The organism is Actinoplanes sp. NPDC049681 (genome assembly GCF_044465265.1).
GTDB lineage: Bacteria > Actinomycetota > Actinomycetes > Mycobacteriales > Micromonosporaceae > Actinoplanes.
Window position 1 is genome coordinate 1 of the sequence record NZ_JBITLP010000007.1, and the last position, 25,757, is coordinate 25,757.

The following is a 25,757-nucleotide window of genomic DNA, read 5'->3' on the forward strand; positions in this document are numbered from 1 at the left end:
GGTGGTGATCGTGACCGGGGTGGTTACCAGGGTGGCGGCGATCGCGGTGGGTTCCGTGGTGGTGATCGTGACCGGGGTGGTTACCAGGGTGGCGGCGATCGCGGTGGGTTCCGTGGTGGTGATCGTGACCGGGGTGGTTACCAGGGTGGCGGCGATCGCGGTGGGTTCCGTGGTGGTGATCGTGACCGGGGTGGTTACCAGGGTGGCGGTGACCGCGGTGGGTTCCGTGGTGGTGATCGTGACCGGGGTGGTTACCAGGGTGGCGGTGACCGCGGTGGGTTCCGTGGTGGTGATCGTGACCGTGGCGGCTACCAGGGCGGCGGCACGCGCGGCGGTTACCAGAGTGGTGGCGACCGGGGTAGCTTCCGTGGCGCCGACCGGGACCGTGGCGGTTATCAGGGCGGCGGCGACCGCGCCGAAGGTGGCCAGCGGAGCAGCTTCCAGGGTGGTTCCGGCGGCTTCCGGGGCGACCGTCCCGGCAATCGCAGTGGCGGCTTCGGTGGCGACCGGCCCCAGATCGACCGTGGCCCCCGCGAGGGCGGTTTCCGTGGGCCGCGTGACGACCGTGGTTCCCGCGAGGGCGGTTTCCGTGGGCCCCGGGAGGATCGTGGTTCCCGCGAGGGCGGTTTCCGTGGGCCACGTGACGACCGTGGTTCCCGCGAGGGCGGTTTCCGTGGGCCCCGGGAGGATCGTGGTTCCCGCGAGGGCGGTTTCCGTGGGCCGCGTGACGACCGTGGTTCCCGTGACGGCGGCTTCCGTGGTCCGCGCGAGGATCGTGGTTCCCGCGAGGGCGGCTTCCGCGGACCGCGTGACGACCGTGGGCCGCGTGACGACCGCGGCTTCGGTGCGGACCGGGGACCGCGTGAGGACCGTGGGTTCCACGAGGATCGGGGACCCCGTGAGGACCGTGGGTTCCGGGACGACCGCGAGCCGCGGGACGACCGCGAGCCGCGGGACGACCGCGAGCCGCGGGAGGACCGCGGGTCGCAGGACCGCCGGGACGCGTTGCCCGCGTTCCAGGCGCCCGAGATTCCTGAGGACATCGTGGCCGGCGACCTCGACAAGGAGGTTCGTGCCGAGCTGCTGAGCCTGTCGCGGGACACCGCCGATCGCGTGGCGCGGCATCTGGTCGCTGCCGGGACGATCATCGACGAGGATTCCGAGCTGGCTCTTCAGCACGCGATCGCGGCGCGGCGGTTGGCGTCGCGGATCGCCGTGGTGCGGGAGGCCGTCGGGCTTGCCGCGTACGCCGCCGGGGACTGGACGACCGCTATCGCGGAGCTGCGGACGTACCATCGGATGACCGGGCGGCAGACCCACCTGGCCGAGCTGGCCGACTGTGAGCGGGCCCTGGGGCGCCCGGAACGGGCGATCGATCTCTTCCGGGGTGCCGACCGGGAGGCGCTCGACAAGGCCGGGGCGATCGAGCTGCTGATCGTGGCGGCCGGGGCGCGCGGTGACCTCGGCCAGCACGACGCCGCCGTGGCGATGTTGCAGGTCAAGGAGCTCACGGCGGATGACGACGCGGATTGGGCGGCGCGGCTTCGGTACGCGTACGCCGACGCTCTGCTGGCCGCGGGCCGGCGGGACGAGGCGCGGGAGTGGTTCTCGCGGGCCGCGGCCGCCGATGAGGACGATCTGACCGACGCGGCCGAGCGGCTGCTGGAGCTCGACGGCGTCACCATCGAGGGTGATGACGACGAGGACGACGACGCGGCCGGCGCGACGGCAAGCGGCGGCGGTCTGGACGACGAGAGCGACGAGGACGACGCCGAGCGGGACGACGAGGACGACGACGAGGCGGCCTACCGCCGGGAGGCGTTCCTCGACGACGACGTGGACCACGACGACGAGGACGACGACCGGGACGAGCTCGGTGCCGACGGGCTCGACGACGAGGACGACGACGAGCCCGCGGACGGCGAGGACCTCGACGTGGACGCCGGGATCGACGCGGCCGAGGACGGCAAGGCGGGCGGTGACGAGTTCACCGCGGGGCTGCCTGAGGACGAGCACGACCGGGAGGCGCGCGTGACGGGGGACCAGGCGTGAGCGATGCCCTGGCCGACGGGTACGACCTCGTCGTCTTCGACCTGGACGGCGTCATCTACCTGATCGACAAGCCGATCGAGGGTGCGGCCGAGGCCGTCGAGCGGTTGCGGGGCGCCGGCACGGCCGTGGCGTACGCGACGAACAACGCCTCCCGGCGCGCCGGCGACGTGGCGGCTCTGCTCACCGGCATGGGCGTCCCGGCGGCCGCCGACGAGGTCCTGACCTCGGCCGGTGCCGCCGCCGCCATGCTCGCCGGGCGGCTGCCGGCCGGTGCTCCGGTGCTGGTCGTCGGTGCGGAGGCGTTGCGGGCCGAGGTGCGCGACGCCGGCCTCACCCCGGTGGAGCGCCTCGACGACGAGCCTGCCGCCGTCGTGCAGGGCTACGGGCCCGACGTCGGCTGGAAGATCCTCGCCGAGGCCTCGCTCGCGGTGCGGGCCGGCGCGCTGTGGATGGCGACCAACACCGACCGGACGCTGCCCAGCCCGCGCGGGCCGCTGCCCGGCAACGGTTCGCTGGTGTCGGTGCTGCGTACGGCGCTGAACCGGGAGCCGGACGTGGTGGTGGGCAAGCCCGCGCCGGCGCTGTTCGAGACCGCGGCGTCGAAGTCGGGCGCGCGGCGTCCGCTGGTGGTGGGTGACCGGCTCGACACCGACATCGAGGGTGCGGTCGGCGCCGGCATGGACAGCCTTCTCGTGCTCACCGGGGTCAGCGGGCCGGCCGATCTGCTGGCCGCGCCGCCGTCGCGGCGGCCGGCGTACGTGGCCGCCGACCTGTCGGGGCTCTTCGGCCCGGCCGAGGCGGCCCGGGTGCCCGCCGGCACGGCCGAGCTGGGTGGCTGGCGGCTGGCGGACGGGCGGCTCTCCGGAGCGGGGGCCGCGGTCGACGCGCTGCGGCTGCTCACCGGGTTCGTCTGGGACGGCGGGAAGCCGCAGGCGGGTTCGGACGAGGCGGGCAAGCTGCTCGGGGAGTGGCTGGGCTGAGTTCCAGCCCGCCGCCTAGAGCAGCTTGCGGAGCTTCAGCAGGTCGAACGGATTGGCCTTGACCGACACCTGCCGGGCGGCGATCGCCCGGGTGACGTCCAGCCGGCCGGTGACCAGTGCGACGAGGTCGTCGCTGTCGGCGGTCAGGGCGATCTTCGCCTTCGGGTCGTCGCCGTCGGCTATGCCGACCAGGCGGCCTCCGGTCAGCCTGCCGTGGAAGGCGGTGCCCAGGTCCGGCACCCGGCAGGCGAGGGTACGGTCGAGATCCAGCTTGCCGCGGGTCTCGGCGTTGGCATCGAGCCGGGCCGCCAGCCCCTGCAACGCCTGACGGCACTCGTCCACGCTGGCCACTGAGCCACTCCTTCCGCGACACCCGACGACGTTCCGCACGGTACCCGACGGGCAGGCCGGGTATGCCCGGTAGCGTGACACCAGCACGATCGTGGCGCGAGCGCGAGGGGAGAGGCTCATGCAGGACGCATGGCGGGCGTATCTGGAGATGGCGCTCGGGTTGACGGAGGCACCGCGCAAGAAGGCGCAGAAGGTGGCGGGCGACCTGCTGAACAAGGGCGGCGCGACCGCCGGTCAGCTGCAGGGCCTGGTCGAGGACCTGATGTCGACGGGCATGGCCAACCGCCAGGCGCTGACCAACCTGGTGCGCTACGAGGTGGACCGGGCGCTCGGGCTGGTCGGGCTGGCCACCGCCGAGGAGGTCTCCGACCTCACCACCCGGGTCCGTGACCTCGAGAAGGAGCTGCGCCTGGCGCGGGCGCGCGCCGACGCGGCCGGGGCCGGCGAACCGGCGGCTGACCTGACCATCGCCGAGCCCGGCCCGGCGGGGGTCGAGCCGCCCGCCAGGAAAGCCGTGGTGAAGAAGGCGGTGGCGAAGAAGGTGGCCAAGTCCGCCACGCCGAACGCGATGCCCGCGGCCGCCACCACCGCCACCCCGCCGCGTAAGGCGGCGAAGAAGGTCACCCCGGCGACCACCGGCCCGGCGAAGGCCGCGCCCGGCAAGGCCGTGCCCGCCAAGGCCACGAAGGCTGCCAAGGCGGCGCGCAAGACGGCCGCTCCGGGAGGTACGCCGGCCGAGGGCGGGACGCTCGGTGCCGGGGCACCCGGGGCGCCGGCCGGGACCGTCGCCGCGCCGACCGCGCCGGTGAAGGCCGCGGCCGCTGAGACGGTGCTGCCGACGCCGGCGAAGAAGACGGCGGCGAAGAGCACGGCGGCGAAGAAGACGGCCGCCAAGAAGACCGCCGCGAACAAGACCACCCCCGCGAAGAGCACGCCGGCCGAGGACGCGGCCGGCCCGGACACTTCGACGCCGGAGGTCGCACCGTGACGTACCCGAACCAGCAACCGCCTCGCCCGGGGCCGCCGCCCGGTGGTTTCCGGCCCGGCCCGCCGCCGGGACACCAGGCCGCGCAGCCGCCACGGGTGGAGGTGACTCCCGGCCTTCTCGACGGCTCGGAGAAGACGGGTCACCCGGCCGTGGACGCCGTGCTGCAGGCCTTGGCGAACGCCGCGACGCTCGCGCCCGCCGACCAGATCGCCGAGTACGAGGCGGCGCATCAGGTGCTCCAGGAGACCCTGGCGAGCATCGACCGTTGACGGAGGTTGTGTACTGATGGCCCGCCGCGCGCGACTGGACGCCGAGCTGGTCCGCCGGAAGCTGGCCCGGTCCCGGGAGCAGGCCGCCGCGCTCGTCGCGGCCGGCCGGGTCCAGGTCCGGGGCACGGTGGCGGCCAAGGTCGCCACGATGATCGATCCGGCGGACCCGGTGGTGGTCACCGGCGAGGATCCTGCCGACGAGTACGTCTCGCGCGGCAGCCACAAGCTCGCCGGGGCGCTGCGGGCGTTCCCGGACCTGCTGGTGAAGGGCCGCCGGTGCCTGGACGCGGGCGCGTCCACCGGCGGCTTCACCGACGTGCTGCTTCGTGAGGGCGCCGGTCACGTGTACGCCGTCGACGTCGGATACGGGCAGCTCGCGTGGCCGCTGCGTACCGACGAGCGGGTCACGGTGATGGAGCGTACGAACGTGCGGACGCTGACCCCGGACATGCTCGGGGGGCCGGTCGCGCTGACCGTGGCGGACCTGTCGTTCATCTCGCTGCGGCTGGTGCTGCCCGCCCTGAGCGCGTGCACCGCGGCGGACGGGGATTTGGCGCTGATGGTGAAACCTCAGTTCGAGGTGGGCAAGGAACGCGTCGGCTCCGGCGGGGTGGTTCGCGACCCGCTGCTGCGCGCCGAGGCGGTGCTGGACGTCGCGTCCGCCGCCGCCGAGCAGGGGCTCGGGGTGGTGTCCGTGGCGGCCAGCCCCCTGCCCGGGCCGAGCGGCAACGTGGAGTTCTTCGTCTGGTTCCGTCGCGGCGCGCCACCCGCCGACGCCGAGCGGGTACGCGCCGTGGTCGCCGCCGGGCCGTCCGGCGCGGTAGCCTCCGGCGGGCCGGCACCGACGCCGGATTCGTCCCCGTTGGAGGAAACATGACCCGCTCCGCGCTCCTGGTGACCCATACCGGCCGCCGGCAGAGCACGCAGCATGCGCAGGCCGTCGCCCGGGACCTCGTCGCGGCCGGCTTCGAGGTGCGGGTCATCGCCGAGGAGGTCGACGACCTGGAGCTGCCGCCCGGCGTCGCCCCGGTGCACGGGCCGTCCGCGGCCGAGGGTGTGGAGATCGTGTTCGCGCTCGGCGGGGACGGCACCTTCCTGCGGGCCGCCGAGCTGGCCCGGCCGGCGAAGGCGCCGCTGCTCGGGATCAACCTCGGCAAGGTGGGCTTCCTCGCCGAGGCCGAGCTGCAGAACATCGACCGGACCGTGCGGGACATCGTCGACGGCGACTACACGGTGGACGAACGGCTGACCCTCGACGTGCGCGCCGAGTACGACGGCCGGCTCATCGCCGACTCGTGGGCGCTCAACGAGGTCAGTGTGGAGAAGGGGCAGCGGGCGCAGATGCTCGAGCTGCTCGTCGACGTCGACGGGCGGCCGCTGTCCCGGTACGGCTGTGACGGTGTCGTGTGTGCCACTCCGACCGGATCCACGGCGTACGCGTTCTCGGCCGGCGGTCCCGTCGTGTGGCCCGAGGTGGAGGCGCTGCTGCTGGTGCCGATCAGCGCGCACGCCTTGTTCAGCAAGCCGATCGTGACCGCGCCGACGTCGACGTTCGTGCTGACCGTGGACCCGTACACGTCGTTCGCCGTGCTGTGCTGCGACGGGCGCCGGACGTGGGACCTGCCGCCGGGCGCCCAGGTGACGGTCGAGCGCGGGCAGCTGCCGGTGCGGATCGTGCGCCTGAAGCCGACGCCGTTCACCGACACTCTCGTGGCCAAGTTCGCCCTGCCGGTGGAAGGCTGGCGCGGTAATCGACGCTGATGAGCGCGGGGCCGGTGGGCAATTGTCGGTGGGCACCGATACTGTTCGCCCTGTGCTGGAGGAACTGCGGATCACCGGGCTGGGCGTCATCGACGACACGACGCTGCGGCTGACCACGGGCATGAACGCCATCACCGGTGAGACCGGCGCGGGCAAGACGATGGTGGTGACCGGGCTGGGGCTGCTCTTCGGCGGCCGGGCCGACGCCGGGCGGGTGCGTGCCGATCCCGGCCGGGCGATCGTCGAGGGGCGGCTGCGGCTCGACGGACCGCTGGCCGACGCGGTGCAGACGCGCATCACCGACGCCGGCGCGGAGGTCGACGACGACGGTTCGGTGCTGCTCAGCCGCACGGTCACGATCGAGGGACGGTCACGGGCGCACGTCGGCGGACGCAGCATGCCGGTGGCGATGCTCGGTGAGGTGGGCGAGCAGGTGGTCGCGGTGCACGGGCAGTCCGACCAGCTGCGGCTGCTGCGCCCGGCCGAGCAGCGGGCCGCGCTGGACCGCTACGCCGGCCCGGAGCACGAGAAGCTGCTGGAGACGTACCGTCAGGCCTTCACGCAGTGGCGGGCCGTGGTCGACGACCTGGCCGACCGCCGGCGCAACGCGCGCGAGCGCAGCCAGGAGGCCGACCTGCTGAAGCTGGGGCTCGACGAGATCAGCCGTGTCGACCCGCAGCCGGGGGAGGACGACGAGCTGCGCACCGAGCTGCAGCGCCTGGAGCACGCCGAGGGGCTGCGCACGGCCGCGGCGCTCGCGGCGCAGGCGCTGGCCGGCGGCGTCGAGGCCACCGACGAGACCCCGGACGCCACCCAGCTGCTGGGCACGGCGCGGCGCACGCTGGAGGCGCAGGCCGGCGTGGACCCGGCGCTGGGCGAGCTCGCGGCGCGGGTGGAGGAGGCGGCCACCCTGGTCGGTGACGTCTCCGCCGAGCTGTCGGCATATCTGGACCAGCTCGACGCGGACCCGGCCCGGCTGGAGGCCATCTACGAGCGGCGGGCCGCGCTGCGGGCGCTGACCCGCAAATACGCGGACGACATCGACGGCGTCATCGCCTGGGCCGAGCACGCCCGCACCCGGCTGGCCGCCCTCGACACCTCCGACGAGCTGCTCGAGGAGCTCGACAAGGAGCGGCTGCGTCTGGCCGGGCAGGTCGCGGAGCTGGCCGGGCGGCTCACCGCCGCACGCACCGACGCCGCCGGGCGCTTCGCCGAGCAGGTCAGCGTCGAGCTGGCCGGGCTGGCCATGCCGCACGCGCGGGTCGAGATCGCGGTGCTGCCGCGCAGCGCCGGGCGGGACGAGCCGGTGATCGACGGCCTGGCGGCCGGGCCGGACGGCGCCGACGAGATCGAACTGCGCCTCATCGCGCACCCCGGGGCTCCGGCGCTGCCGCTGCAGAAGGGCGCCTCCGGCGGCGAGCTGTCGCGGGTCATGCTGGCCATCGAGGTGGTATTCGCCGGCGCGGGTGGCCCGCCGACGCTGGTGTTCGACGAGGTCGACGCCGGGGTGGGCGGTCAGGCGGCGGTCGAGATCGGGCGGCGGCTGGCGCGGCTCGCGCGTACCCATCAGGTCCTGGTGGTCACCCACCTGCCGCAGGTGGCCGCCTTCGCCGACCGGCACCTGGTGGTCGCCAAGGACACCGGCGGGGCGATCACCACCAGCGGCGTCAAGATCGTCGAGGAGACCGAGCGGGCCCGGGAGCTGGCCCGCATGCTGGCCGGCCTGCCCGACTCCGACCTGGGCATCGCGCACGCCGAGGAGCTGCTGGCGGTGGCGGAACGGGAGAAGCGCGGCGGGTGAAATGCCCCTTTTCGGGGGTGACCTTGTGCATGTCGCGTACGAAGCGCTGGATGAGGCGTGTCAGGATGGCCCGGATGCGACTTCCCACCTTGCGCCGGACCCGGAGCGTCGAACCCGGGGCTGTTTCCGGCACCGCTCGTCTCGACCGCCGGACCAAGCGCCTGGTCGGGCGGCTGCGCCCCGGTGACATCGCCGTCATCGACCACGTCGACATCGACCGGGTGGCAGCCGACTCGCTGGTCGCCGTCGGCGTCGCCGCCGTGCTCAACGCCAAGCCGTCGATCTCGGGGCGCTACCCCAACCTCGGCCCCGAGGTGCTGGTCCAGGCCGGCATCGTGCTGATCGACAACCTCGGCGAGGAGGTCTTCGACCGGCTCAGCGAGGGCGACGTCGTCAGCCTCGACGAGGACTCGGTGCTGCTCGACGGCGAGCCCGTGGCCTCCGGCATCCGGCAGAGCCCCCAGACCGTCGCGGCGGCGATGGCCGACGCCCGCGAGGGCTTGTCGGTGCAGCTCGAGGCGTTCGCCGCCAACACGATGGACTACCTCAAGCAGGAGCGCGACCTGCTGCTGGACGGCGTCGGCGTGCCCGACGTCGAGACCCGCATCGCCGGGCGGCACGTGCTGATCGTGGTGCGCGGCTACGACTACAAGGCCGACCTCGACGTGCTGCGGCCGTACATCCGCGAGTTCAAGCCGGTCCTGATCGGGGTCGACGGCGGAGCCGACGCGCTGGTCGAGTCCGGCCACACCCCCGACATGATCATCGGCGACATGGACTCGGTCACCGACGACGTGCTGCGCTGCGGCGCCGAGGTGATCGTGCACGCGTACCCGGACGGCCGGGCGCCGGGGCTGGCCCGGGTGCACGGGCTCGGGGTGCAGGCCACCACGTTCCCGGCCGCCGCCACCAGCGAGGACCTCGCCATGCTGCTCGCCGACGAGAAGGGCGCCTCGCTCATCGTCGCCGTCGGCACCCACGCCAACCTCGTCGAGTTCCTCGACAAGGGCCGCGGCGGCATGGCCTCGACGTTCCTCACCCGGCTGAAGGTGGGCGGCAAGCTGGTCGACGCCAAGGGTGTCAGCCGGCTCTACAAGCAGAACATCTCCGGTTCGTCGCTGCTGCTGCTCGTGCTGTCCGCGGTGGCGGCGATGGCCTCCGCCGTGGCGGTGTCGACCGTCGGTCAGGCGTACCTCGCCGTGGTGTCCGAGTGGTGGGACAATCTGGTCTTCCAATTAGGACAGCTCTTCTAGCAGAGGCATTTTGGTGTGATCAACTTCCGGTACCACGTGGTGTCGCTCACCGCGGTCTTCCTCGCGCTCGCCATCGGGCTGGTGGTGGGCACCGCCGCGCTCAACGGACCGGTGGTCGACACCCTCAAGGACCGCGTCGACGCGCTGAGCAAGGACAACGGCAACTACCGCGAGCAGGCCAACCAGTATCGCGAGGAGCTCGGCCGTACCCAGGAGTTCGCCACCGAGCTCTCTCCGGCCCTGCTCAACGGCAAGCTCGCCGGCCGCAAGCTCGTGGTCGTGGTGCTGCCCGGCGGCAAGGACTACGCCGACGGCGTGTCCTCGATGCTGAAGGTGGCCGGCGCCACGATCACCGGACAGGTGACGGTGCAGGACAAGTTCTTCGACCCGGCCAACGCCATCGAGCTCCTCGGCCTCGCCGAGCGGGCGTCGCGGCCGACCGTGTCCGCCGAGGGTCTGCCGCTCAACAGCGACGGCGTGGAGACGTCCAGCGCCCTGCTGGCCCGCGCGCTGCTGGAGAAGGCTCCGGCGGTCGCCGAGCAGGACCTGACCGCGGTGCTCACGGCGTACACGGAACCGGGCTACATCGGTGTGTCCGACGAGATGGCGCCGGGCGCCGAGGCCGCCGTCCTGGTGTCGGGCCTGCCCCCGGTCGACCGGGACGCGGGCAAGAAGAACCAGAACGCGGTGACGCTCACCAACCAGTTCTCCAAGGCGAAGCCGGTGGTGGTGGCCGGCAACGCCATCGGCGAGGGCAACCTCGTGTCCGAGGTGCGCGGCGACCCGACCCTGGTCAAGGAGGTCTCCACCGTGGACAACGTGACCACCGCGCAGGGCCAGCTGGCGACCGCGCTGACCGTGATCGAGCGGGTGGTGGCCGGCAAGGTCGGCCAGTACGGCCTGGCGGCCGGCGCCTCCTCGCAGGTGCCCAAAGCAGCCGGCTGATCCGGCGCGCCCGAGGGGGTGCCTCGGCGCGTCCGCGCTCGGGAGGCGGCCAGCCCCTAGACTCGGCGGTCGGCCGCCGTGGGGGCGGTCCCGGTGAGTCAGGAGAGCACACGCATGGCCAGCAGGGTGAAGTCGTCCGGCCTCGGCGCGCTGGCCGCCCGCGCGGCGCTGACCTGGATCCGCCGGGACCCGCACGCCGGCGCCCTGGAGCGCACCAATTTCCACGGCCGTACGGTCAGCCTCGCCGGCGGGCCCGCGCTCGCGGTGGGCGCCACCCTGGCCGCTGCCGCGGGCGCACCGACCGCCGCCGCCACCGCCGCCGTGATCGCGGCCGGCGCGACCTCCGGCGCGGTGGGTCTCTACGACGACGTCGTCGGCAACCGGCCCGAGCAGAAGGCCAAGGGTCTGCGCGGCCACCTGGGCGCGCTGCGGGAGGGGCGCGTCACCAGCGGCCTCGTCAAGATCGTCGGGGTGGGCGCCGGCGCGCTCGCCGCCGCGGCGCTGCTCTCCCGCGACCCCGGAGTGCGCGGTCGCCGCGGCCGCCGGGACGCGGGCGCGGCGCGCCGCACCGCCGACGTGCTGCTCGGCGCTGGCGTCATCGCGGGCACGGCCAACCTGCTCAACCTGCTCGACCTGCGTCCCGGCCGGGCGATCAAGGCCGGCGTCATCATCGGTACGCCGCTGGTCGCCGGCCGTGGCGGCGCCATGACCGCCGGCACGCTCGGCGCGAGCGCGGCGCTGCTGCCCGCCGACCTCGGCGAGGAGATCATGCTCGGTGACACCGGGGCCAACGCCCTCGGTGCGCTGCTCGGCGTGGCCCTCGCGGCCAAGACCGGGCCCGCCGGGCGCGCGCTGGCCCTCACGGTGCTCGCCGGGCTGACCGCCGCCAGCGAGAAGGTCAGCTTCACCAAGGTCATCCAGGACACGCCCGGGCTGCGCGAGCTCGACGCGCTCGGCCGCCGCCCGGCACCGTGACGTCGGCACGCACCGGCGCGGGGGTGGCCGGGGCCGCCGCCGTCATCACCGTACTGACGATCCTGTCCCGGATAGCCGGCTTCGGGCGCACCTTCGTCTTCCTGCACACGGTCGGCCACGACGGGCTCGCCAACGCCTACAACGCCGCCAACGTCATCCCGAACATCATCTTCGAGGTGGTCGCCGGGGGCGCCCTGGCCGGTCTGGTGGTGCCGCTGATCGCCGGGGCGGTCGAGGCGGAGGACCGTGAGCGGGTCGGCGCGGTCGCCTCGGCACTGCTCACCTGGGTGCTGACGCTGCTGGTGCCGCTGGCTGTCCTGCTCGCTCTGCTCGCCGGGCACATCGCCGGGCTGTTCCACATCCCCGCCGCGAACCAGGACGTGGCCGCGCGCATGCTGCGGATCTTCGCTCCCCAGCTGCCCCTGTACGGCATCGGCATCGTCCTGACCGGAGTGCTCCAGGCCTACCACCGCTTCGCGTGGCCGGTGATCGCGCCGCTGCTGTCCAGTGTCACGGTGATGGGCGCGTACCTGAGTTATGCGCTCGTCGACGGCGCGGGTAGCGACGTCGCCGGCCTGAGCCGCACCGGTGAGCTGATCCTGGCCGGCGGCACCACCCTGGGCGTGGTGGCACTGGCGCTGTGCCTGCTGATCCCCCTGCGCAAGCTGGGCCTGCGACTGCGGCCGGGCTACCGCTTCCCCGGCGACGAGGGGCGCCACGCCCTCCGGCTGGGCTGGGCCGGGGCGGTCACCGTCGGCTCCCAGCAGATCATGGTGCTGGTGGTGGTCCTGCTGGCCGCCAAGGGGCCGCTGACGGACTACCTGGCGGCGCAGACGATCTTCCTGCTGCCCTGGGCGGTGCTGGCGGTGCCCCTGGCGACCGCCGTCTACCCGCGCTTGGCCGCGGCGGTTGCGCGGGGCGACGAGCAGGCCTACGCCGACGCCGTGTCCCGGACCGCGCGGTCGGTGGTGCTGCTGGCCTGCCTCGGTGCCGCGGCCCTGGGGGCGCTGGCGTGGCCCGCCGCTCACCTCGTCGGGGACCGCGCCGCCGCGCCGGGTGTCGTGGCGTTCGCTCCGGGGCTGCTCGGCTACGCCCTGTTCGCCGTCCTCTCCCGTGCCCTGTACGCCCGCGGCGCAACGGTCGCCGCCGCGTTCGCCACCGCCGCCGGGTGGGGGATCGCGGCGCTGACCGCGATCGGGCTCGCCGCCACGCTCGACGACCAGCGCCAGGTCGCCGGCTTCGCCGCCGCGAACTCGATCGGGATGTCGGCCATCGGACTGCTGCTCGTGCTGGCGGTTCGCCGCCACGCCGGCCCGGAGGCGCTTTCCGGACTGCCGCGGGTGACCGCCGTGGGTATCGTGGCGGCGGTCGTGGCGGGCTTCGCCGGATGGGCCACCGCGGAGGGCGTGCGACACGTCGCCGCGGGCACCCCGGCAGTCGGGATGAGCATCATGCAGGGCATGCTGGGCGGGGTCGCGGTCGCGGTCGTGTTCGCCACGGTGGTCTACCCGCTCGACCGCCGCGACCTCCGATCACTGGTCTCGAGGTTCACCAGGAGGCATCGCCCGTGACCGACGCAGCGCAGGCGGCACCGTGGCAGGGTTCGGTCGCGCTCGTGCTGGGCTCCAGCACCGGCGGGGTCGGCCGGCACGTCTCCTCGCTGGTCCGCGGCCTGCTCGCCGCCGGCTGCCGGGTGCTGGTCTGCGGTCCCGCCGCCACCGACGACCTGTTCGGCTTCGCCGCCGCGGGCGCCGACTTCGCCCCGGTCGAGATCCCGGCCAGCCCCGGCCCTCAGGATTCCGGCGCGATCCGGGCGCTGCGCCGGGCCCTGGCCGGGCGGGAGTTCGACGTCGTGCACGCACACGGGTTGCGGGCCGCGTTCGTCGCCGCCCTCTCCCGGCCCTCCACGCCGCTGGTGGTGACCTGGCACAACGCCGTCCTCGCCCGGGGGCTGCGGGGCAGCGCCTCCGCCCTGGTCGAGCGCATCGTCGCCCGCTCGGCGGACCTGACGCTGGGGGCGTCCGAGGACCTGGTGGCCCGCGCCGAGCTGCTCGGCGCGCGCGAAGCGCGCCTCGGGGCGGTCGCCGCGCCTGTCGCCGCCGCACCGAAACGCACCCGCGCCGCCGTACGGGCCGAGTTCCGCGTCGCCGCCGACGTGCCGCTGATCGTCTCGGTCGGCCGCCTGCACCCGCAGAAGCGGTACGACGTCCTGCTCGAGGCCTGCGCCCGCTGGCGTGACCTGGACCCGGCGCCCGTGACCGTCGTCGCCGGCTCGGGACCCAGCTACATGCTGCTGGCCCAGCGCGCCTCGGAGCTGCACGCCCGGTTCTACCTGCTCGGGCACCGTACGGACGTGCCCGACCTGCTGGCCGGCGCGGACCTGGCCGTGGTCACCAGCGACTGGGAGGCCCGGCAGCTGTTCGCCCAGGAGGCGCTGCGGGCGGGCGTACCGCTGATCACCACCGCGGTGGGCGGGCTGCCCGGGCTGGTCGGCGACGCCGCCGTGCAGATCCCGCCGGGTGACGTTGACGCCCTCGACCGGGCGGTGCGCGAGCTTCTCGCCGACCCGGCCAAGCGGGCCGACTACGCCGCGCGCGGTCCCCGCCGGGCCGCTACCTGGCCCACCGAGCAGGACACCGTCGCGGATGTGCTGGCGGCGTACGCGTCGGTCGCCCCGGTGCGGGCAGGCCAGGGGTGAGGGTGCCGGCCCGTCCGCTCACACGGCTGCTGGCCACCGTCCGGCGTGGTCGCCGGCCCGACTCCGCGCCGCCGTCGCGGGCCCGCCGGGGCCGGACCTGGGTGCCGTACCTGCTGGTGGTCCTGACCGCCGCCGCGAGCCTGGCGGGGCTCGCCGTGCGCCCGGCCACCGGTGTGCCGGGCGACACCGCGGACTACGTCATCGTCGCCGGGGCGGCCGGGCTGCGCTGGGACGACCTCGACCCGCAGCGCACGCCGACGCTGTGGCAGGAGGCGACCCGCGGCTCCGTCGGCTGGCTGTCCGTACGCTCCGCGCACCACGCCACCTGCCCGTCCGACGGCTGGCTCACCCTCGGTGCCGGCAACTACGCCGTCTGGAACGCGCAGCGGGTCAGCGGGCAGTGCCCGGCCCTGGCCCCGGTCGTGGAACGGCCCGACGGCATCGGCGCCAACCTTCCCGAGCTCGGCAGTGTGGTCCGCGCCAACGCCGACAACCAGCCGTACGGCGCGGTGCCGGGCGCCCTCGCCGAGTCGGTGCGCTGCACCGTCGCCGTCGGCCCGGGAGCCGCCGTCGCCGCCGCCCGGCCGTTCGGCCGCGTGGACCGGTACGCCCCCACCCTGCCCGACGACCCGAAGGGCCTGTTCGCCCAGTGCGTGCTGAGCATGGTGGACCTCGGCACCGTCACCGGTACGGGCCGCGCCCGACGTGACCGGGCGGCGGAGGTCGACGCCGCCCTGGCCAAGGTGCTGGCCGCCCGCCCGGATCGGTCCCTGGTGGTCGTCGCCGGCGTCTCGGACACCGACACGACCTCCCGGCTGCACGTGGCCATCGCCGACGGTCCCGGATGGCAGGGGGGCTGGCTGACCTCCGCCGGCACCGGCCGCGACGGCTATCTGCAGCTCGTCGACCTGGCGCCGACGATCCTGACGGCGCTCGGGCGCCCGGCCCCGGAGCGGCTGTTCAGCGGGCGCACCGCGAGCACGGTGCCCGGGCGGCCGGCGGCCCCGGACGAGTCGGTGCTCGGCGAGCACGACGCCGACAAGCGGGCGGGCGCGCAGCTGGGGGTCGCCGGATCGTTCTTCACCGGGCTGGGCGCGGTCCAGCTGGCCATCTTCCTCCTCGTGGTGCCGCTGATGATGCGCGCCCGCAGGCATGCCGGCCCCACCGGGCCGGCGTCCGCGCCGCGGTTGCTCGTCCGCTCGGTCGAGGTGCTGCTGATCGCCGCCGCGCTGGCCATCCCGGCCGCGCTGGTGGCGGATGCGATCCCGTGGTGGCGCGCGGGGCGTCCCGGCATCGCCTTCGCGCTGCTGGCTCTGCTGCTGACGGCGGTCGGCACGGCGGCGGTCCGGTCGGCGCCGCGTTACCAGCGCACGCTGTGGCCGATCGGCGTGGTCGCGTTGTCCGCCGTCGCGGTGGTCGGCGTGGACCTGCTCACCGGTGCGCAGCTGCAGCTCAACGGCGTCGCCGGCTATTCGGCCATCGAGGGCACCCGGTACGCGGGTGTGGGCAGCGTCGGCCTCGGCGTGTTCGTGGCGGGCGCGCTGGTCGTCGCCGGCTGCGCCGCGCAATGGGTACGCCGTCCCTGGCGTCCCGTGATCGTCGTCCTGATCGGCGGCTTCGCGGTGATCATGGTGGGCAGCCCGTACCTGGGCGCGGACCCGATCGGCGCGATCGCCGTCACGGCCGGGGTGTGCGTGGCGGCGGCGATCAGCACCGGCGGCTGGCTCACCTTCCCGCGCTTCGCCTGGGCGACGGTCGCCGGCCTCGCCGTGACGATCGGCTTCGCGGTGCTCGACCTGCACCGCCCGGCCCTCGAGCAGGGCAGCGTCGGACGGTTCCTGACCGCGCTCCTGGACGGCACGGCGGGCCCGGCCATCCAGCGCGCCGCGACGGCCGGCGGGCACGCCCTGGACAGCCCGCTGACGATCCTGGCCCTGGTCGGTGCCCTGGCCCTCGCCTTCAGCCAGTTCTCGCCGTGGGGCGGCCTCAACCGGGTCTTCGGCCTGCACCCGGCGCTGCGTGCCGCGCTGGCCGGCACCACTGTCACCGTCGTGCTGGCCGGCATCTTCGGAGGAGCGGCCTTCGCGGTCGCGGGGGCGGCCGCCGCCGTCGTGGTGCCGCTGTACGTGCTCACCACGCTGCGGGTGCTGGAGCACGCCGCGGACCGTACCCGTCCCGACGGGGAGACCGACGGCCCCGGCGGCCCGGGGCGGTCGCTGCGCCGCGGCGACGACGGCCCGGCGCCGGACAAAAGCGGCGCCGAGGGCGTGATCGTCCGTTGACACGCGCGCCGACCAGCCCGAACGTGCACCTGCCGCGGTAGGTGTTACTGTGAAATCCCGTGGATGGCGCGATCGGAATACGATCCCGCCGGTCTGCAAGACCGAACTGACCGACCACGGGAGCAGGCCTTGGCACCAACAGTGCGCGAGACGCGGCACATCTTCGTCACCGGAGGCGTCGCCTCCTCGCTGGGCAAGGGCCTCACCGCCTCCAGCCTCGGCAATTTGCTGACCGCACGCGGACTGCGGGTCGTCATGCAGAAGCTGGACCCCTACCTCAACGTCGACCCGGGAACGATGAACCCGTTCCAGCACGGCGAGGTCTTCGTCACCGAGGACGGCGCCGAGACCGACCTCGACGTCGGGCACTACGAACGCTTCCTGGACCGGGCGCTGTCCGGCAAGGCGAACGTCACCACCGGGCAGATCTACTCGGCGGTCATCGCCAAGGAGCGCCGCGGCGAATACCTGGGCGACACCGTGCAGGTCATCCCGCACATCACGAACGAGATCAAGGAGCGCATCTTCGCGATGGCCGCTCCGGACGAGTACGGCCGGATCCCGGACGTGGTCATCACCGAGGTCGGCGGCACGGTGGGTGACATGGAGTCGCTGCCGTTCCTCGAGGCGATCCGCCAGGTACGCCACGAGATCGGCCGGGACCACGTCTTCTACCTGCACGTCTCGCTGGTGCCGTACCTGGCGCCGTCGGGCGAGCTGAAGACCAAGCCGACCCAGCACTCGGTCGCCACGCTGCGCAACATCGGTATCCAGCCGGACGCGCTCGTCTGCCGCAGCGACCGGGAGATCCCGGACAAGCTCAAGCACAAGCTCTCGCTCTACTGCGACGTCGACCGCGAGGCCGTGGTCGCCGCCCCGGACGCGCCGAGCATCTACGACATCCCCAAGGTGCTGCACCGCGAAGGGCTGGACGCGTACGTGGTGCGCCGGCTCGGCCTGTCCTTCCGCGACGTCGACTGGTCCACCTGGGACGACCTGCTGGAGCGCGTGCACCACCCGCGCCGGACGATCACCGTGGCGCTGGTGGGCAAGTACGTCGACCTGCCGGACGCGTACCTGTCGGTCAGCGAGGCGATCCGGGCGGCCGGCTTCGCCAACACGGCGAAGGTCCAGCTGCGCTGGGTCCCCAGCGACGACTGCGACACCATGGCCGGCGCCGCGGCCGCCCTGAAGGGCGTCGACGGCATCTGCATCCCCGGCGGCTTCGGCATCCGCGGCATCGAGGGAAAGATCAACACTTCCCGGTACGCGCGGGAGAACGGCATCCCGATCCTGGGCCTCTGCCTGGGGCTGCAGTGCATGACGATCGACGCCGCCCGCAACATGGCCGGCCTCGAGGGCGCCAACTCGCTGGAGTTCGACGAGCGGGCGCCGCATCCGGTGATCTCCACCATGGCCGACCAGCAGGACATCGTGGCGGGCCGGGGTGACCTGGGCGGCACGATGCGGCTGGGGGCGTACCCGGCGGCGCTGGCCGAGGGTTCGGTGGTGGCCGAGGCGTACGGCAGCACCGAGATCTCCGAGCGGCACCGGCACCGGTACGAGGTCAACAACGCCTACCGCGACAAGCTGTCCAAGGCCGGCCTGCGGTTCTCCGGCACGTCGCCGGACGGCCGCCTGGTCGAGTTCATCGAGCTGGACCGCGAGACGCACCCGTTCTTCGTGGCCACCCAGGCGCACCCGGAGCTGAAGAGCCGGCCGACCCGCGCGCACCCGCTGTTCGCCGCGTTCGTCAAGGCCGCCGTCGCGTACGCGGCCGCCGACGAGCTGCCGGTCGAGGTGGCTCCTTCCATGGAGCCCGACACCGACAAGACGGCGGTTGCGTCATGACCGACTGCACCGCAGCGAAGCAAGGGCCAGGAGGGCATGACCTAGGGACTGTGTCGTGACGGCCTTCGTGCACGAGACGAAGTCGCGGACCGAGAAGTACGCCGGCCCGGTCTTCACCGTCTTCACGGACGAGATCACGATGTCCGGGGGCGGCACGGCCCACCGCGACGTGGTCGTCAACAAGAACGCGGTCGGCGTGGTGGCCCTCGACGAGGTCGGCCGGGTCGTGCTCATCAAGCAGTACCGGCACCCGGTCGGCGCGCGGCTCTGGGAGCTGCCCGCGGGTCTGTGCGACGTGCGCGGCGAGGACCTGGTCGTCACCGCCCGGCGGGAGCTGGCCGAGGAGGCGGACCTCGCCGCCGCCCGATTCGACCTGCTCGTCGATCTGCACACGTCGCCCGGCTTCAGCGCCGAGACGATCCGCATCTTCATCGCGCGCGACCTGACGCCGGTGCCGCAGGACGAGCGGCATCAGCGTCAGGAGGAGGAGGCCGACATCGAGATCGTCTGGGTCGACCTCGACGAGGCCGTGGCGATGGTCCTGCGCGGCGAGATCACCAACGCGGCGGCGGTGGGCGGCCTGCTGAGCGCCGCCCGCGCCCGCGACGACGGCTGGGCCACCCTGCGCCCGGCCGACACCCCGCCGCTCGCCGGAGGCTAGCCTGAGGGCGTCAAGGTCGGGAATCCGACGACAGGCCGCCGGACGTGACCGGCGGCCTGCTCGGCGGGGGCGCCGGCGGGCAAGGTTGTCCACCGGTCGCCACTTCTTGATCTTCGAGCAACAGATCGGCAGTATCTTCCACTTGGTGGGACGGTAACCTGCGAAGCAGCCCGTCTCGGGTATGAGCCATCGACGTCTCTCCCGGAAAGGACGGTGTCGACTCGTGAAGGTCGGCATTCCGAGCGAAGTCAAGAACAACGAGTTCCGGGTGGCGATCACCCCGGCCGGGGTCTTCGAGTTCACCCGCGCGGGCCACGAGGTCTTCGTGCAGGCCGGCGCGGGCGCCGGCTCCTCGATCACCGACGCGGACTACGTCGCCGCCGGTGCCACGATCCTCGACAGCCCCGACGACGTGTGGGGCACGGCCGAGCTGGTACTCAAGGTCAAGGAACCCATCGCGGAGGAGTACGCCCGCATGCGCGAGGGGCAGGTGCTCTTCACCTACCTGCACCTCGCCGCGTCCAAGGAGTGCACGGACGCGCTGATCGACCGCAAGGTCACCGGCATCGCGTACGAGACCGTCGAGCTGCCCGACCGCTCGCTCCCGCTGCTCGCACCGATGTCCGAGGTCGCGGGCCGGCTCGCGCCCCAGGTCGGCTCCTACCACCTGATGCGCTCCGGCGGCGGCCGTGGCGTGCTGATGGGCGGCGTCCCGGGCGTGTACGCGGCCAAGGTCGTCGTGATCGGCGCCGGCGTGTCCGGCATGAACGCGGCGGCGATCGCCCTGGGCATGCAGGCCGAGGTGCTGGTGCTCGACAAGAACATCGCACGCCTGCGCGCCGCCGACGCCGACTACCGCGGGCACCTGCAGACGATCGCGTCCAACGCGTACGAGATCGAGAAGGCCGTGATCGACGCGGACCTGGTCATCGGCGCGGTGCTGGTGCCCGGCGCGAAGGCGCCGAACCTGATCTCCAACGAGCTGGTGTCCCGGATGAAGCCGGGCAGCGTGCTCGTCGACATCGCCATCGACCAGGGCGGCTGCTTCGAGGACTCGCGGCCCACCACGCACGCCGACCCGGTCTACAAGGTCCACGAGTCCATGTTCTACTGCGTGGCCAACATGCCCGGCGCGGTGCCGCACACCAGCACGTACGCGCTGACCAACGTCACCCTGCCGTACGCGCTCGAGCTGGCGAACCGCGGCTGGCGCGAGGCGATCAAGGCGGACCCGGCGCTGGCCCTGGGCCTGAACACGCACGCCGGGCACGTCACCTACGGCCCGGTCGCCGACGCCCACGGTATGCAGGCGCTGTCGCTGGCCGACGCGCTGAGCTAGCCGCACGCGGCGGGAAGACGGTGTTGCGGCGGGCCGTGCAGACGTACCTCGACCATCTGAGCGTCGAGCGCGGCCTGTCGCGCAACACCCTGGCGTCGTACCGCCGGGATCTGGACCGCTATCTGGAGTCGCTGACCGCGGCCGGGATCACCGATCTCGCCGCGGTCACCGCCGCCGACCTCACCCGGCACCTCGGGCAGCTGCGCGAGGGCTCCGAGGAGCATCCGGCCCTGTCGGCGGCGTCGGCCGCGCGGGCCGTCAGCGCCGTCCGCGGACTGCACCGCTTCGCCGCCCGCGAGGGCCTCGCCCCGCACGACGTCAGCCGCGACGTCAAGCCGCCGGCCCTGCCCAAGCGGCTGCCCAAGGCCCTCGACGTCGACCAGGTGACGCGCCTGCTGGACGCGGTCACCGGCGACGAACCGCTGGCCCTGCGGGACCGGGCCCTGCTCGAATTCCTCTACGGCACCGGCGCGCGGATCTCCGAGGCGGTCGGGCTGGCCGTCGACGACCTCGACGACTCGGTCGTCACCCTGCACGGCAAGGGCGGCCGGACCCGGCTCGTGCCGCTCGGCTCGTACGCCCGCGCGGCTCTCGACGCGTATCTCGTCCGCGGCCGCCCGTCGTTGCTGGCGGCGGGGAAGGGGGCGCCGAAGGTGTTCCTCAACGCGCGCGGTGGAGCGCTGTCGCGGCAGAGCGCGTGGACGGTCCTGCACCGGGCGGCGGGCGCGGCCGGGCTGCCGGTCGACGGGCCCCACGCCGTGTCTCCGCACACGCTGCGGCACTCGTACGCGACCCACCTGCTCGACGGCGGCGCGGACGTACGCGTGGTGCAGGAGCTGCTCGGACACGCCTCGGTGACCACCACGCAGGTCTACACCCTGGTGACGGTGGACCGATTGCGCGAGGTCTACGCGACCGCGCACCCGCGCGCTCGTTAGGCGTTGGGCACCAGTGGACGACACGCCGAACGGGTGACCCCGGATCGACGGCTCGCGTGGCGTACAGTCGGGCAGCGGGTCGAGAGGGGGCGAGCGGGACATGGCGGGTAACGACGAGCGTGCGGAGGCCTGGACCTCTGCCCTGCGGGAACAGCAGAGCTCCCTCGATCTGGGCGCCGACCTCGGTCCGGCCGACCCCACGGCATACACGATGCGCCGCCCGATCCCCGAGCCCATGCCGACGGACCGGCACGGCCCGGCGCGGATCATCGCCCTCGCCAACCAGAAGGGCGGCGTCGGCAAGACCACCACCACGATCAACCTGGGCGCGGCGCTCGCCGAGTACGGCCGCAAGGTCCTGCTCGTCGACTTCGACCCCCAGGGCGCGTGCTCGGTGGGGCTCGGCGTCAACCCGCACAACCTCGACCTCAGCGTCTACAACCTGCTCATGCAGGACGACGTCACCGCCGAGGACGTCATCATCAAGTCGGACGTGGCCGGCCTGCACCTGCTGCCCGCCAACATCGACCTGTCCGCGGCCGAGATCCAGCTGGTCAACGAGGTCGCCCGCGAGATGGCGCTGGCCCGGGTGCTGCGCAGCGTGCGCAAGGAATACGACTTCATCCTCATCGACTGCCAGCCGTCGCTGGGCCTGCTCGCGATCAACGCGCTGACCATCGCCCACGGCGTGCTCATTCCGCTGGAGTGCGAGTTCTTCAGCCTCCGCGGCGTGGCGCTGCTGCTCGACACCATCGACAAGGTCCGCGAGCGCCTCAACTTCGACCTGGAGCTCGAAGGCATCCTCGCGACCATGTACGACAGCCGCACCACCCACTGCCGCCAGGTGCTGCAGCGTGTCGTGGAGGCGTTCGGCGACAAGGTCTACCAGACGGTCATCACCAAGACGGTGAAGTTCCCGGAGTCCACGGTGGCCGGCGCGCCGATCACCACGCTGGACCCGGCCTCGTCGGGCGCCCGCAACTACCGGCAGCTCGCCCGCGAGGTCATCGCCGCGAAGGCGGAACGAGGCTAGCTTGCTCTTCGCCCTCGGCGAACCGGTCGCGTTCGTCGCGCTGGTCGCCGCCTTCGTTCTCGCGCTCGTGCTGCGTGCCGTCGCGATCCGGTTCACCGCCCGCAGCCTCGGTCTGGTCGACCGCCGCGAACCGCTGAGCCCGCGCCTGCGCGAGGACGTCGACCCGTTCGGCGCGGTCGCGGCCGCGATCGGCGGCATGGGCTGGGGCAAGACCATCAGCGTGGACGAGGTGCCGCGCTGGCGCGGCCGGGGCCGCGCGGCGATGGTCTTCCTGGCCGGTCCGCTGGCCTGCATCGTCGTGGCCCAGCTCTTCTTCGCCGGGTACGCGTTCAGCACGCCGACCAACTACCTCGGCATCATGCACGTCTCGGACCTGCTGAGCGGCGTCCCGCTGCCCATGCTCGATCAGGTGTTGCTCTCGGCCGGCGGCGGGTTCCTGGCGTTCGGGCTGCTGGCGCTCATCCCGATCCCGCCGCTGGACGGCTTCGGCGTGCTGTGGTCCGCGCAGCGCAAGCCGGGCCACGGCATGCAGTGGATGCGGGTGTGGTTCGAGGAGAAGAACATCGGGGTCCTGATCCTGCTGGTCTGCTCCTTCTTCCCGCTGGGCCGCCCGCTGCTGACCATGATCCTCGATGTGCTCGGCGTGCTGTTCCTGCGCCTCTGGGGCTGAGCCGCACACAGGCGCGCGCCCCGGCCGGTCTGCCGGCGAGGCGCATGCGTCGCGGTCAGAGTACGGGGCTGGTGCCGCGCATCATCCCGTAGCCGGTGTCGGACGCCCGGCCGTTGCCGTGACGCAGGGACAGGAAGCCGGTGTTGGCCTGGAACGCGATCCGGGATCCGCGGACCGCGGGGCTGGTGCCGTTCATCGTCCCGTACCTGCTGTCGGAGGTGGTGCCGCCGCCGTCCAACGGTGTAGAGGAAGCGGGTGTTGGCCTGGAACGCCACCGCCGCGGAGCCCCGCCACACCGTGAGTGCCCGGTCGAGCAGGTCGCCGGCCTCGGCGGGCCGGTCCGCCGCCGGGCCCTGCGCCTCGTCGGTCAGCTGCTGGAACCGTACGACGTCCAGCGTGCCGGCGTCGGCCGCGAGCTGGTAGCCGCCCGGGATCAGCCGCAGCAGCCCGGCCGCGTCGCGGGGCGCCCGGCCGGGTTCGAGGTGCGCCGCAGCCGGGACACATCCGTCTGCAAGAGATCGAGCCGCCGGCGGCGCCGAGCAGGCCGATCAATTCCTCCCGCGGACGGGCACACGGGCGCTGAGGGCGAGACGACCGAGGACGATGCGCGGACCCTGACTGCCGGCGTCGAGGTGTCGTGTGCCGGCGTGCATCGTCACCGGACCCAGGACGCCGATCGTCGCCGGTCCATCGGCCGCGCCGGCGTCCGGGGCGGCGTTCTGCTCGCCCGCACACGCCGGTGCTGCCCGGTGGAACGTCACCGCGTCGGCCGGTCCGAGGTCCAGACCCGCCGCAGGGCCTCGACCGGGGGTGCGGTTGCTTGCTGCGGCGCTGCTCGAGATCGCGGACGGTGGCCGCGCTGACGCCGGCGCGGCCGGCCAGTTCTTGCTGCGTCAGGACCCGCCGTTCTACGGTGCCATCGCAGTAGTTCGGCGAAATCAGCGTCGAGTGTGCGCGCATCAGCCGTCGTTCCCCGTTCTCCATGAGCACCAGGACAGTGCCACGGGAGGGCAAGGTGCCCGTCGATAATGGTGCTGAAATCATGGATGGGTACAGCCGGGCCCCCGGGTCCGTCACGGGGGACCGGGAAGTGGGGCGACCACGGTGTCATCGCAGCCGACGACGTTGACGACCACATCGCCGGCGGTCGCCGAGCCTGCTTCGCCCGCGCCCGTCACCGGTGAGGCCGCGGCCCGTCCGCGCCGCTGGCCGATGCACGTCGCCGCGGCACTCGCTTATCTCGGGCTGGCACTGGTCGTCATGGCGAACTTCGTCGCGCACCCGATGGATCGCGTCTCCGACCACCTGGCCAACGACAACACGTGGTTCCAGTGGTTGCTCTCCCACGGGGCCTATTCGGTCCGGCATCTCGACAACCCGCTTTTTTCGGTACGCCAGAACTACCCGGTCGGCGTGAACATGATGGCGAACACGTCGGTGCTGGGCGTCACCCTGCCGCTGGCGCCCGTCACGATGCTGTTCGGGCCGAGGGTCGCCTATCTCGTGTGGATGGTGCTTGCGCTGGGCGGGACGGCCTTCTCCACGTACTACGTCTTCCAGCGCTGGGTGGTGCGCTCCCGGGCGGCCGCACTGCTGGGCGGCGCCTTCGCCGGTTTCGCGCCGGGCGTCGTGCACCACGCCAACGGGCAGCCCAACTTCGTCAGCAACTTCGCCCTGCCGTTCATCGTCGCCATGGTGATGCGGCTCGGGGTGACCGGGCGGTGGCTGCGGGACGGGATCATCCTCGGGCTGCTGGTGACGTACCAGGTGTTCGTCAACGAGGAGATCCTGGTGGTCACGGCCGCGTCGTGCGGCATCGCCGTGCTCGGCTACGCGCTGCTGCGGCCACGCGCGGCCCTGGGACGGGTGAAACACTTCGCCCCGGCGCTGCTCGTCACCGCCGCCGTGGCGACGACGCTGTGCGCCTATCCGCTCTGGTTCCAGTTCAACGGCCCGCAGACGTTCTCCTCGCTGCCGATCTTCCACTCGTGGGGCGAGGACCTGGTCGCCTACGTGACGTACTCCCGCGACACCCTCGCCGGCGACGCGATCGTGGAGACGACGCTGGGCCGTACGGAACAGAACAGCTGGTTCGGCGGGCCGCTGACGATCGTCGTGGTGCTCACCCTGCTCACCCTGATGTGGCGGTCGACCCTCGCACGGGTGGCCGGCTTCACCGCCGTGGTGCTGCTCGTGTTCTCGCTCGGCCCGCAGATCAAGTGGAACGGCCAGTACACCGAGGTGCCCGGCGTGTGGCACTGGATCCCCGACGACCTGCCCGTCCTCGGCCTGCTCACCCCCAGCCGCATCACGTTCGGCGTGGTCGGGATCTTCGCGCTGATGATCGCGCTGGGCTTCGACGCGGCTGCCCGCGTACGGGAAAGGGACCTGCCCGGCCGCGTCACCTCCGTGGCCGCCATGCTGGCGATCATCGGGGCCCTGGTGCCGCTCATCCCGACGCCGCTGCCGACGCGCACCGACGAGCGCCCCCCGGTGTTCATCACCTCGGGAGCGTGGAAGGCCTACGTGCCGCCGGGCCGCGCGCTGGTGCCGCTGCCCCCGCCCAGCAAGTCCGTCGGCCGGGACACGTTGAGCTGGAGCGCCTGGACGAAGCTCGAATTCCCGGTGCCGGAGGGCTACTTCCTCGGCCCGGGCGACAACGGCATCGGACGCGCCGGTGTCGCGCCCAGCACGCTGACCAAGATCGTGAACAAGGCGGCCCGTCAGCACCGGGTCCCGAAGATCACCCCGGAGGTCCGCGCCGCGGTGCAGGCCGACATCCAGCGCTTCCGCGGGTCGGTGCTGGTGCTGCGGGCCCGCCCCGAGAACGAGGTGGTACGCCGCACGGTCGACCTGCTGGTCGGGCCGGGCGAGCCGTACGCCGACGCCTGGGTCTGGCGAGTGGCCTGA

Annotated in this window: 22 protein-coding genes and 2 pseudogenes; 20 read left to right on the plus strand and 4 right to left on the minus strand. The window is 73.2% G+C overall.

Annotation, left to right across the window (positions count from 1 at the left end):
* A pseudogene (locus tag ACIBO8_RS25235) lies at positions 1 to 882 on the minus strand (hypothetical protein); the annotation flags it as partial.
* 231 nt (positions 883 to 1,113) lie between these two features.
* Here ACIBO8_RS25235 and ACIBO8_RS25240 point away from each other — a divergent pair.
* A complete protein-coding gene (locus ACIBO8_RS25240; RefSeq protein WP_396118209.1) occupies positions 1,114 to 2,052 on the plus strand; it encodes a Replicase polyprotein 1ab in 939 nt (312 codons plus the stop codon).
* Positions 2,049 to 3,032 (plus strand): HAD-IIA family hydrolase, encoded by a 984-nt coding sequence (locus ACIBO8_RS25245; protein WP_396117766.1) that lies wholly within the window; start codon positions 2,049 to 2,051, stop codon positions 3,030 to 3,032. Before ACIBO8_RS25240 ends, ACIBO8_RS25245 begins: the two co-directional genes overlap by 4 nt.
* Positions 3,033 to 3,047: 15 nt before the next feature.
* On the opposite strand, the gene ACIBO8_RS25250 is transcribed toward ACIBO8_RS25245, so the two are convergent.
* Positions 3,048 to 3,383 (minus strand): alkyl sulfatase C-terminal domain-containing protein, encoded by a 336-nt coding sequence (locus ACIBO8_RS25250; protein ID WP_396117767.1) that lies wholly within the window; start codon positions 3,381 to 3,383, stop codon positions 3,048 to 3,050.
* Between the two features lie 118 nt (positions 3,384 to 3,501).
* Between ACIBO8_RS25250 and ACIBO8_RS25255 the strand changes: the two genes are divergently transcribed.
* The 17 genes from ACIBO8_RS25255 (at position 3,502) to ACIBO8_RS25335 (ending at position 22,847) form a co-directional block, all read left to right on the plus strand.
* A complete protein-coding gene (locus ACIBO8_RS25255; protein WP_396117768.1) occupies positions 3,502 to 4,371 on the plus strand; it encodes a phasin family protein in 870 nt (289 codons plus the stop codon).
* Entirely contained in the window at positions 4,368 to 4,640 is a 273-nt protein-coding gene (locus ACIBO8_RS25260; protein ID WP_396117769.1) for a hypothetical protein, read from the plus strand. The genes ACIBO8_RS25255 and ACIBO8_RS25260 overlap by 4 nt, the downstream gene beginning before the upstream one ends.
* A 16-nt stretch (positions 4,641 to 4,656) precedes the next feature.
* Entirely contained in the window at positions 4,657 to 5,517 is an 861-nt protein-coding gene (locus ACIBO8_RS25265) for a TlyA family RNA methyltransferase (RefSeq protein ID WP_396117770.1), read from the plus strand.
* Positions 5,514 to 6,401, plus strand: a complete 888-nt coding sequence (locus ACIBO8_RS25270; protein WP_396117771.1) for an NAD kinase — start codon at positions 5,514 to 5,516, stop codon at positions 6,399 to 6,401. Before ACIBO8_RS25265 ends, ACIBO8_RS25270 begins: the two co-directional genes overlap by 4 nt.
* A 52-nt stretch (positions 6,402 to 6,453) precedes the next feature.
* The gene (gene recN, locus ACIBO8_RS25275) at positions 6,454 to 8,202 is read left to right on the plus strand and encodes a DNA repair protein RecN (RefSeq protein WP_396117772.1); all 1,749 of its coding nucleotides are present in this window, start codon (positions 6,454 to 6,456) and stop codon (positions 8,200 to 8,202) included.
* A gap of 74 nt (positions 8,203 to 8,276) precedes the next feature.
* Positions 8,277 to 9,455, plus strand: coding sequence for a putative cytokinetic ring protein SteA (gene steA, locus ACIBO8_RS25280; RefSeq protein WP_396117773.1), 1,179 nt, complete (start codon positions 8,277 to 8,279; stop codon positions 9,453 to 9,455).
* Between the two features lie 15 nt (positions 9,456 to 9,470).
* Positions 9,471 to 10,400: a copper transporter gene (locus ACIBO8_RS25285; protein WP_396117774.1), complete on the plus strand. Its 930-nt coding sequence runs from the start codon at positions 9,471 to 9,473 to the stop codon at positions 10,398 to 10,400.
* 114 nt (positions 10,401 to 10,514) lie between these two features.
* The gene (locus ACIBO8_RS25290) at positions 10,515 to 11,375 is read left to right on the plus strand and encodes a hypothetical protein (protein WP_396117775.1); all 861 of its coding nucleotides are present in this window, start codon (positions 10,515 to 10,517) and stop codon (positions 11,373 to 11,375) included.
* Positions 11,372 to 12,946: a murein biosynthesis integral membrane protein MurJ gene (gene murJ / locus ACIBO8_RS25295; RefSeq protein ID WP_396117776.1), complete on the plus strand. Its 1,575-nt coding sequence runs from the start codon at positions 11,372 to 11,374 to the stop codon at positions 12,944 to 12,946. The genes ACIBO8_RS25290 and murJ overlap by 4 nt, the downstream gene beginning before the upstream one ends.
* The gene (locus tag ACIBO8_RS25300) at positions 12,943 to 14,073 is read left to right on the plus strand and encodes a glycosyltransferase family 4 protein (protein ID WP_396117777.1); all 1,131 of its coding nucleotides are present in this window, start codon (positions 12,943 to 12,945) and stop codon (positions 14,071 to 14,073) included. Before murJ ends, ACIBO8_RS25300 begins: the two co-directional genes overlap by 4 nt.
* A 101-nt stretch (positions 14,074 to 14,174) precedes the next feature.
* Positions 14,175 to 16,355, plus strand: a complete 2,181-nt coding sequence (locus ACIBO8_RS25305) for a hypothetical protein (RefSeq protein WP_396118210.1) — start codon at positions 14,175 to 14,177, stop codon at positions 16,353 to 16,355.
* 129 nt (positions 16,356 to 16,484) lie between these two features.
* Positions 16,485 to 18,206 carry a CTP synthase gene (locus ACIBO8_RS25310; protein ID WP_396117778.1) on the plus strand — a complete coding sequence of 574 codons (1,722 nt, stop codon included), beginning with the start codon at positions 16,485 to 16,487 and terminating at the stop codon, positions 18,204 to 18,206.
* Between the two features lie 55 nt (positions 18,207 to 18,261).
* The gene (locus tag ACIBO8_RS25315) at positions 18,262 to 18,867 is read left to right on the plus strand and encodes an NUDIX domain-containing protein (protein WP_396117779.1); all 606 of its coding nucleotides are present in this window, start codon (positions 18,262 to 18,264) and stop codon (positions 18,865 to 18,867) included.
* A 223-nt stretch (positions 18,868 to 19,090) separates the two neighbouring features.
* The gene (gene ald / locus ACIBO8_RS25320; protein ID WP_396117780.1) at positions 19,091 to 20,206 is read left to right on the plus strand and encodes an alanine dehydrogenase; all 1,116 of its coding nucleotides are present in this window, start codon (positions 19,091 to 19,093) and stop codon (positions 20,204 to 20,206) included.
* A 35-nt stretch (positions 20,207 to 20,241) separates the two neighbouring features.
* A complete protein-coding gene (locus ACIBO8_RS25325) occupies positions 20,242 to 21,144 on the plus strand; it encodes a site-specific tyrosine recombinase XerD (RefSeq protein WP_396117781.1) in 903 nt (300 codons plus the stop codon).
* Between the two features lie 100 nt (positions 21,145 to 21,244).
* Positions 21,245 to 22,177, plus strand: coding sequence for a ParA family protein (locus ACIBO8_RS25330; protein ID WP_071806245.1), 933 nt, complete (start codon positions 21,245 to 21,247; stop codon positions 22,175 to 22,177).
* Between the two features lies 1 nt (position 22,178).
* Positions 22,179 to 22,847, plus strand: coding sequence for a hypothetical protein (locus ACIBO8_RS25335; protein WP_396117782.1), 669 nt, complete (start codon positions 22,179 to 22,181; stop codon positions 22,845 to 22,847).
* Between the two features lie 55 nt (positions 22,848 to 22,902).
* Here the strand turns inward: ACIBO8_RS25335 and ACIBO8_RS25340 are convergent, their stop codons facing one another.
* Both ACIBO8_RS25340 and ACIBO8_RS25345 read right to left on the minus strand, forming a co-directional pair.
* Positions 22,903 to 23,043 carry a hypothetical protein gene (locus ACIBO8_RS25340; RefSeq protein WP_396117783.1) on the minus strand — a complete coding sequence of 47 codons (141 nt, stop codon included), beginning with the start codon at positions 23,041 to 23,043 and terminating at the stop codon, positions 22,903 to 22,905.
* A gap of 64 nt (positions 23,044 to 23,107) precedes the next feature.
* A pseudogene (locus tag ACIBO8_RS25345) lies at positions 23,108 to 23,293 on the minus strand (BTAD domain-containing putative transcriptional regulator); the annotation flags it as partial.
* A gap of 679 nt (positions 23,294 to 23,972) precedes the next feature.
* Here ACIBO8_RS25345 and ACIBO8_RS25350 point away from each other — a divergent pair.
* Positions 23,973 to 25,757: a hypothetical protein gene (locus ACIBO8_RS25350; RefSeq protein ID WP_396117784.1), complete on the plus strand. Its 1,785-nt coding sequence runs from the start codon at positions 23,973 to 23,975 to the stop codon at positions 25,755 to 25,757.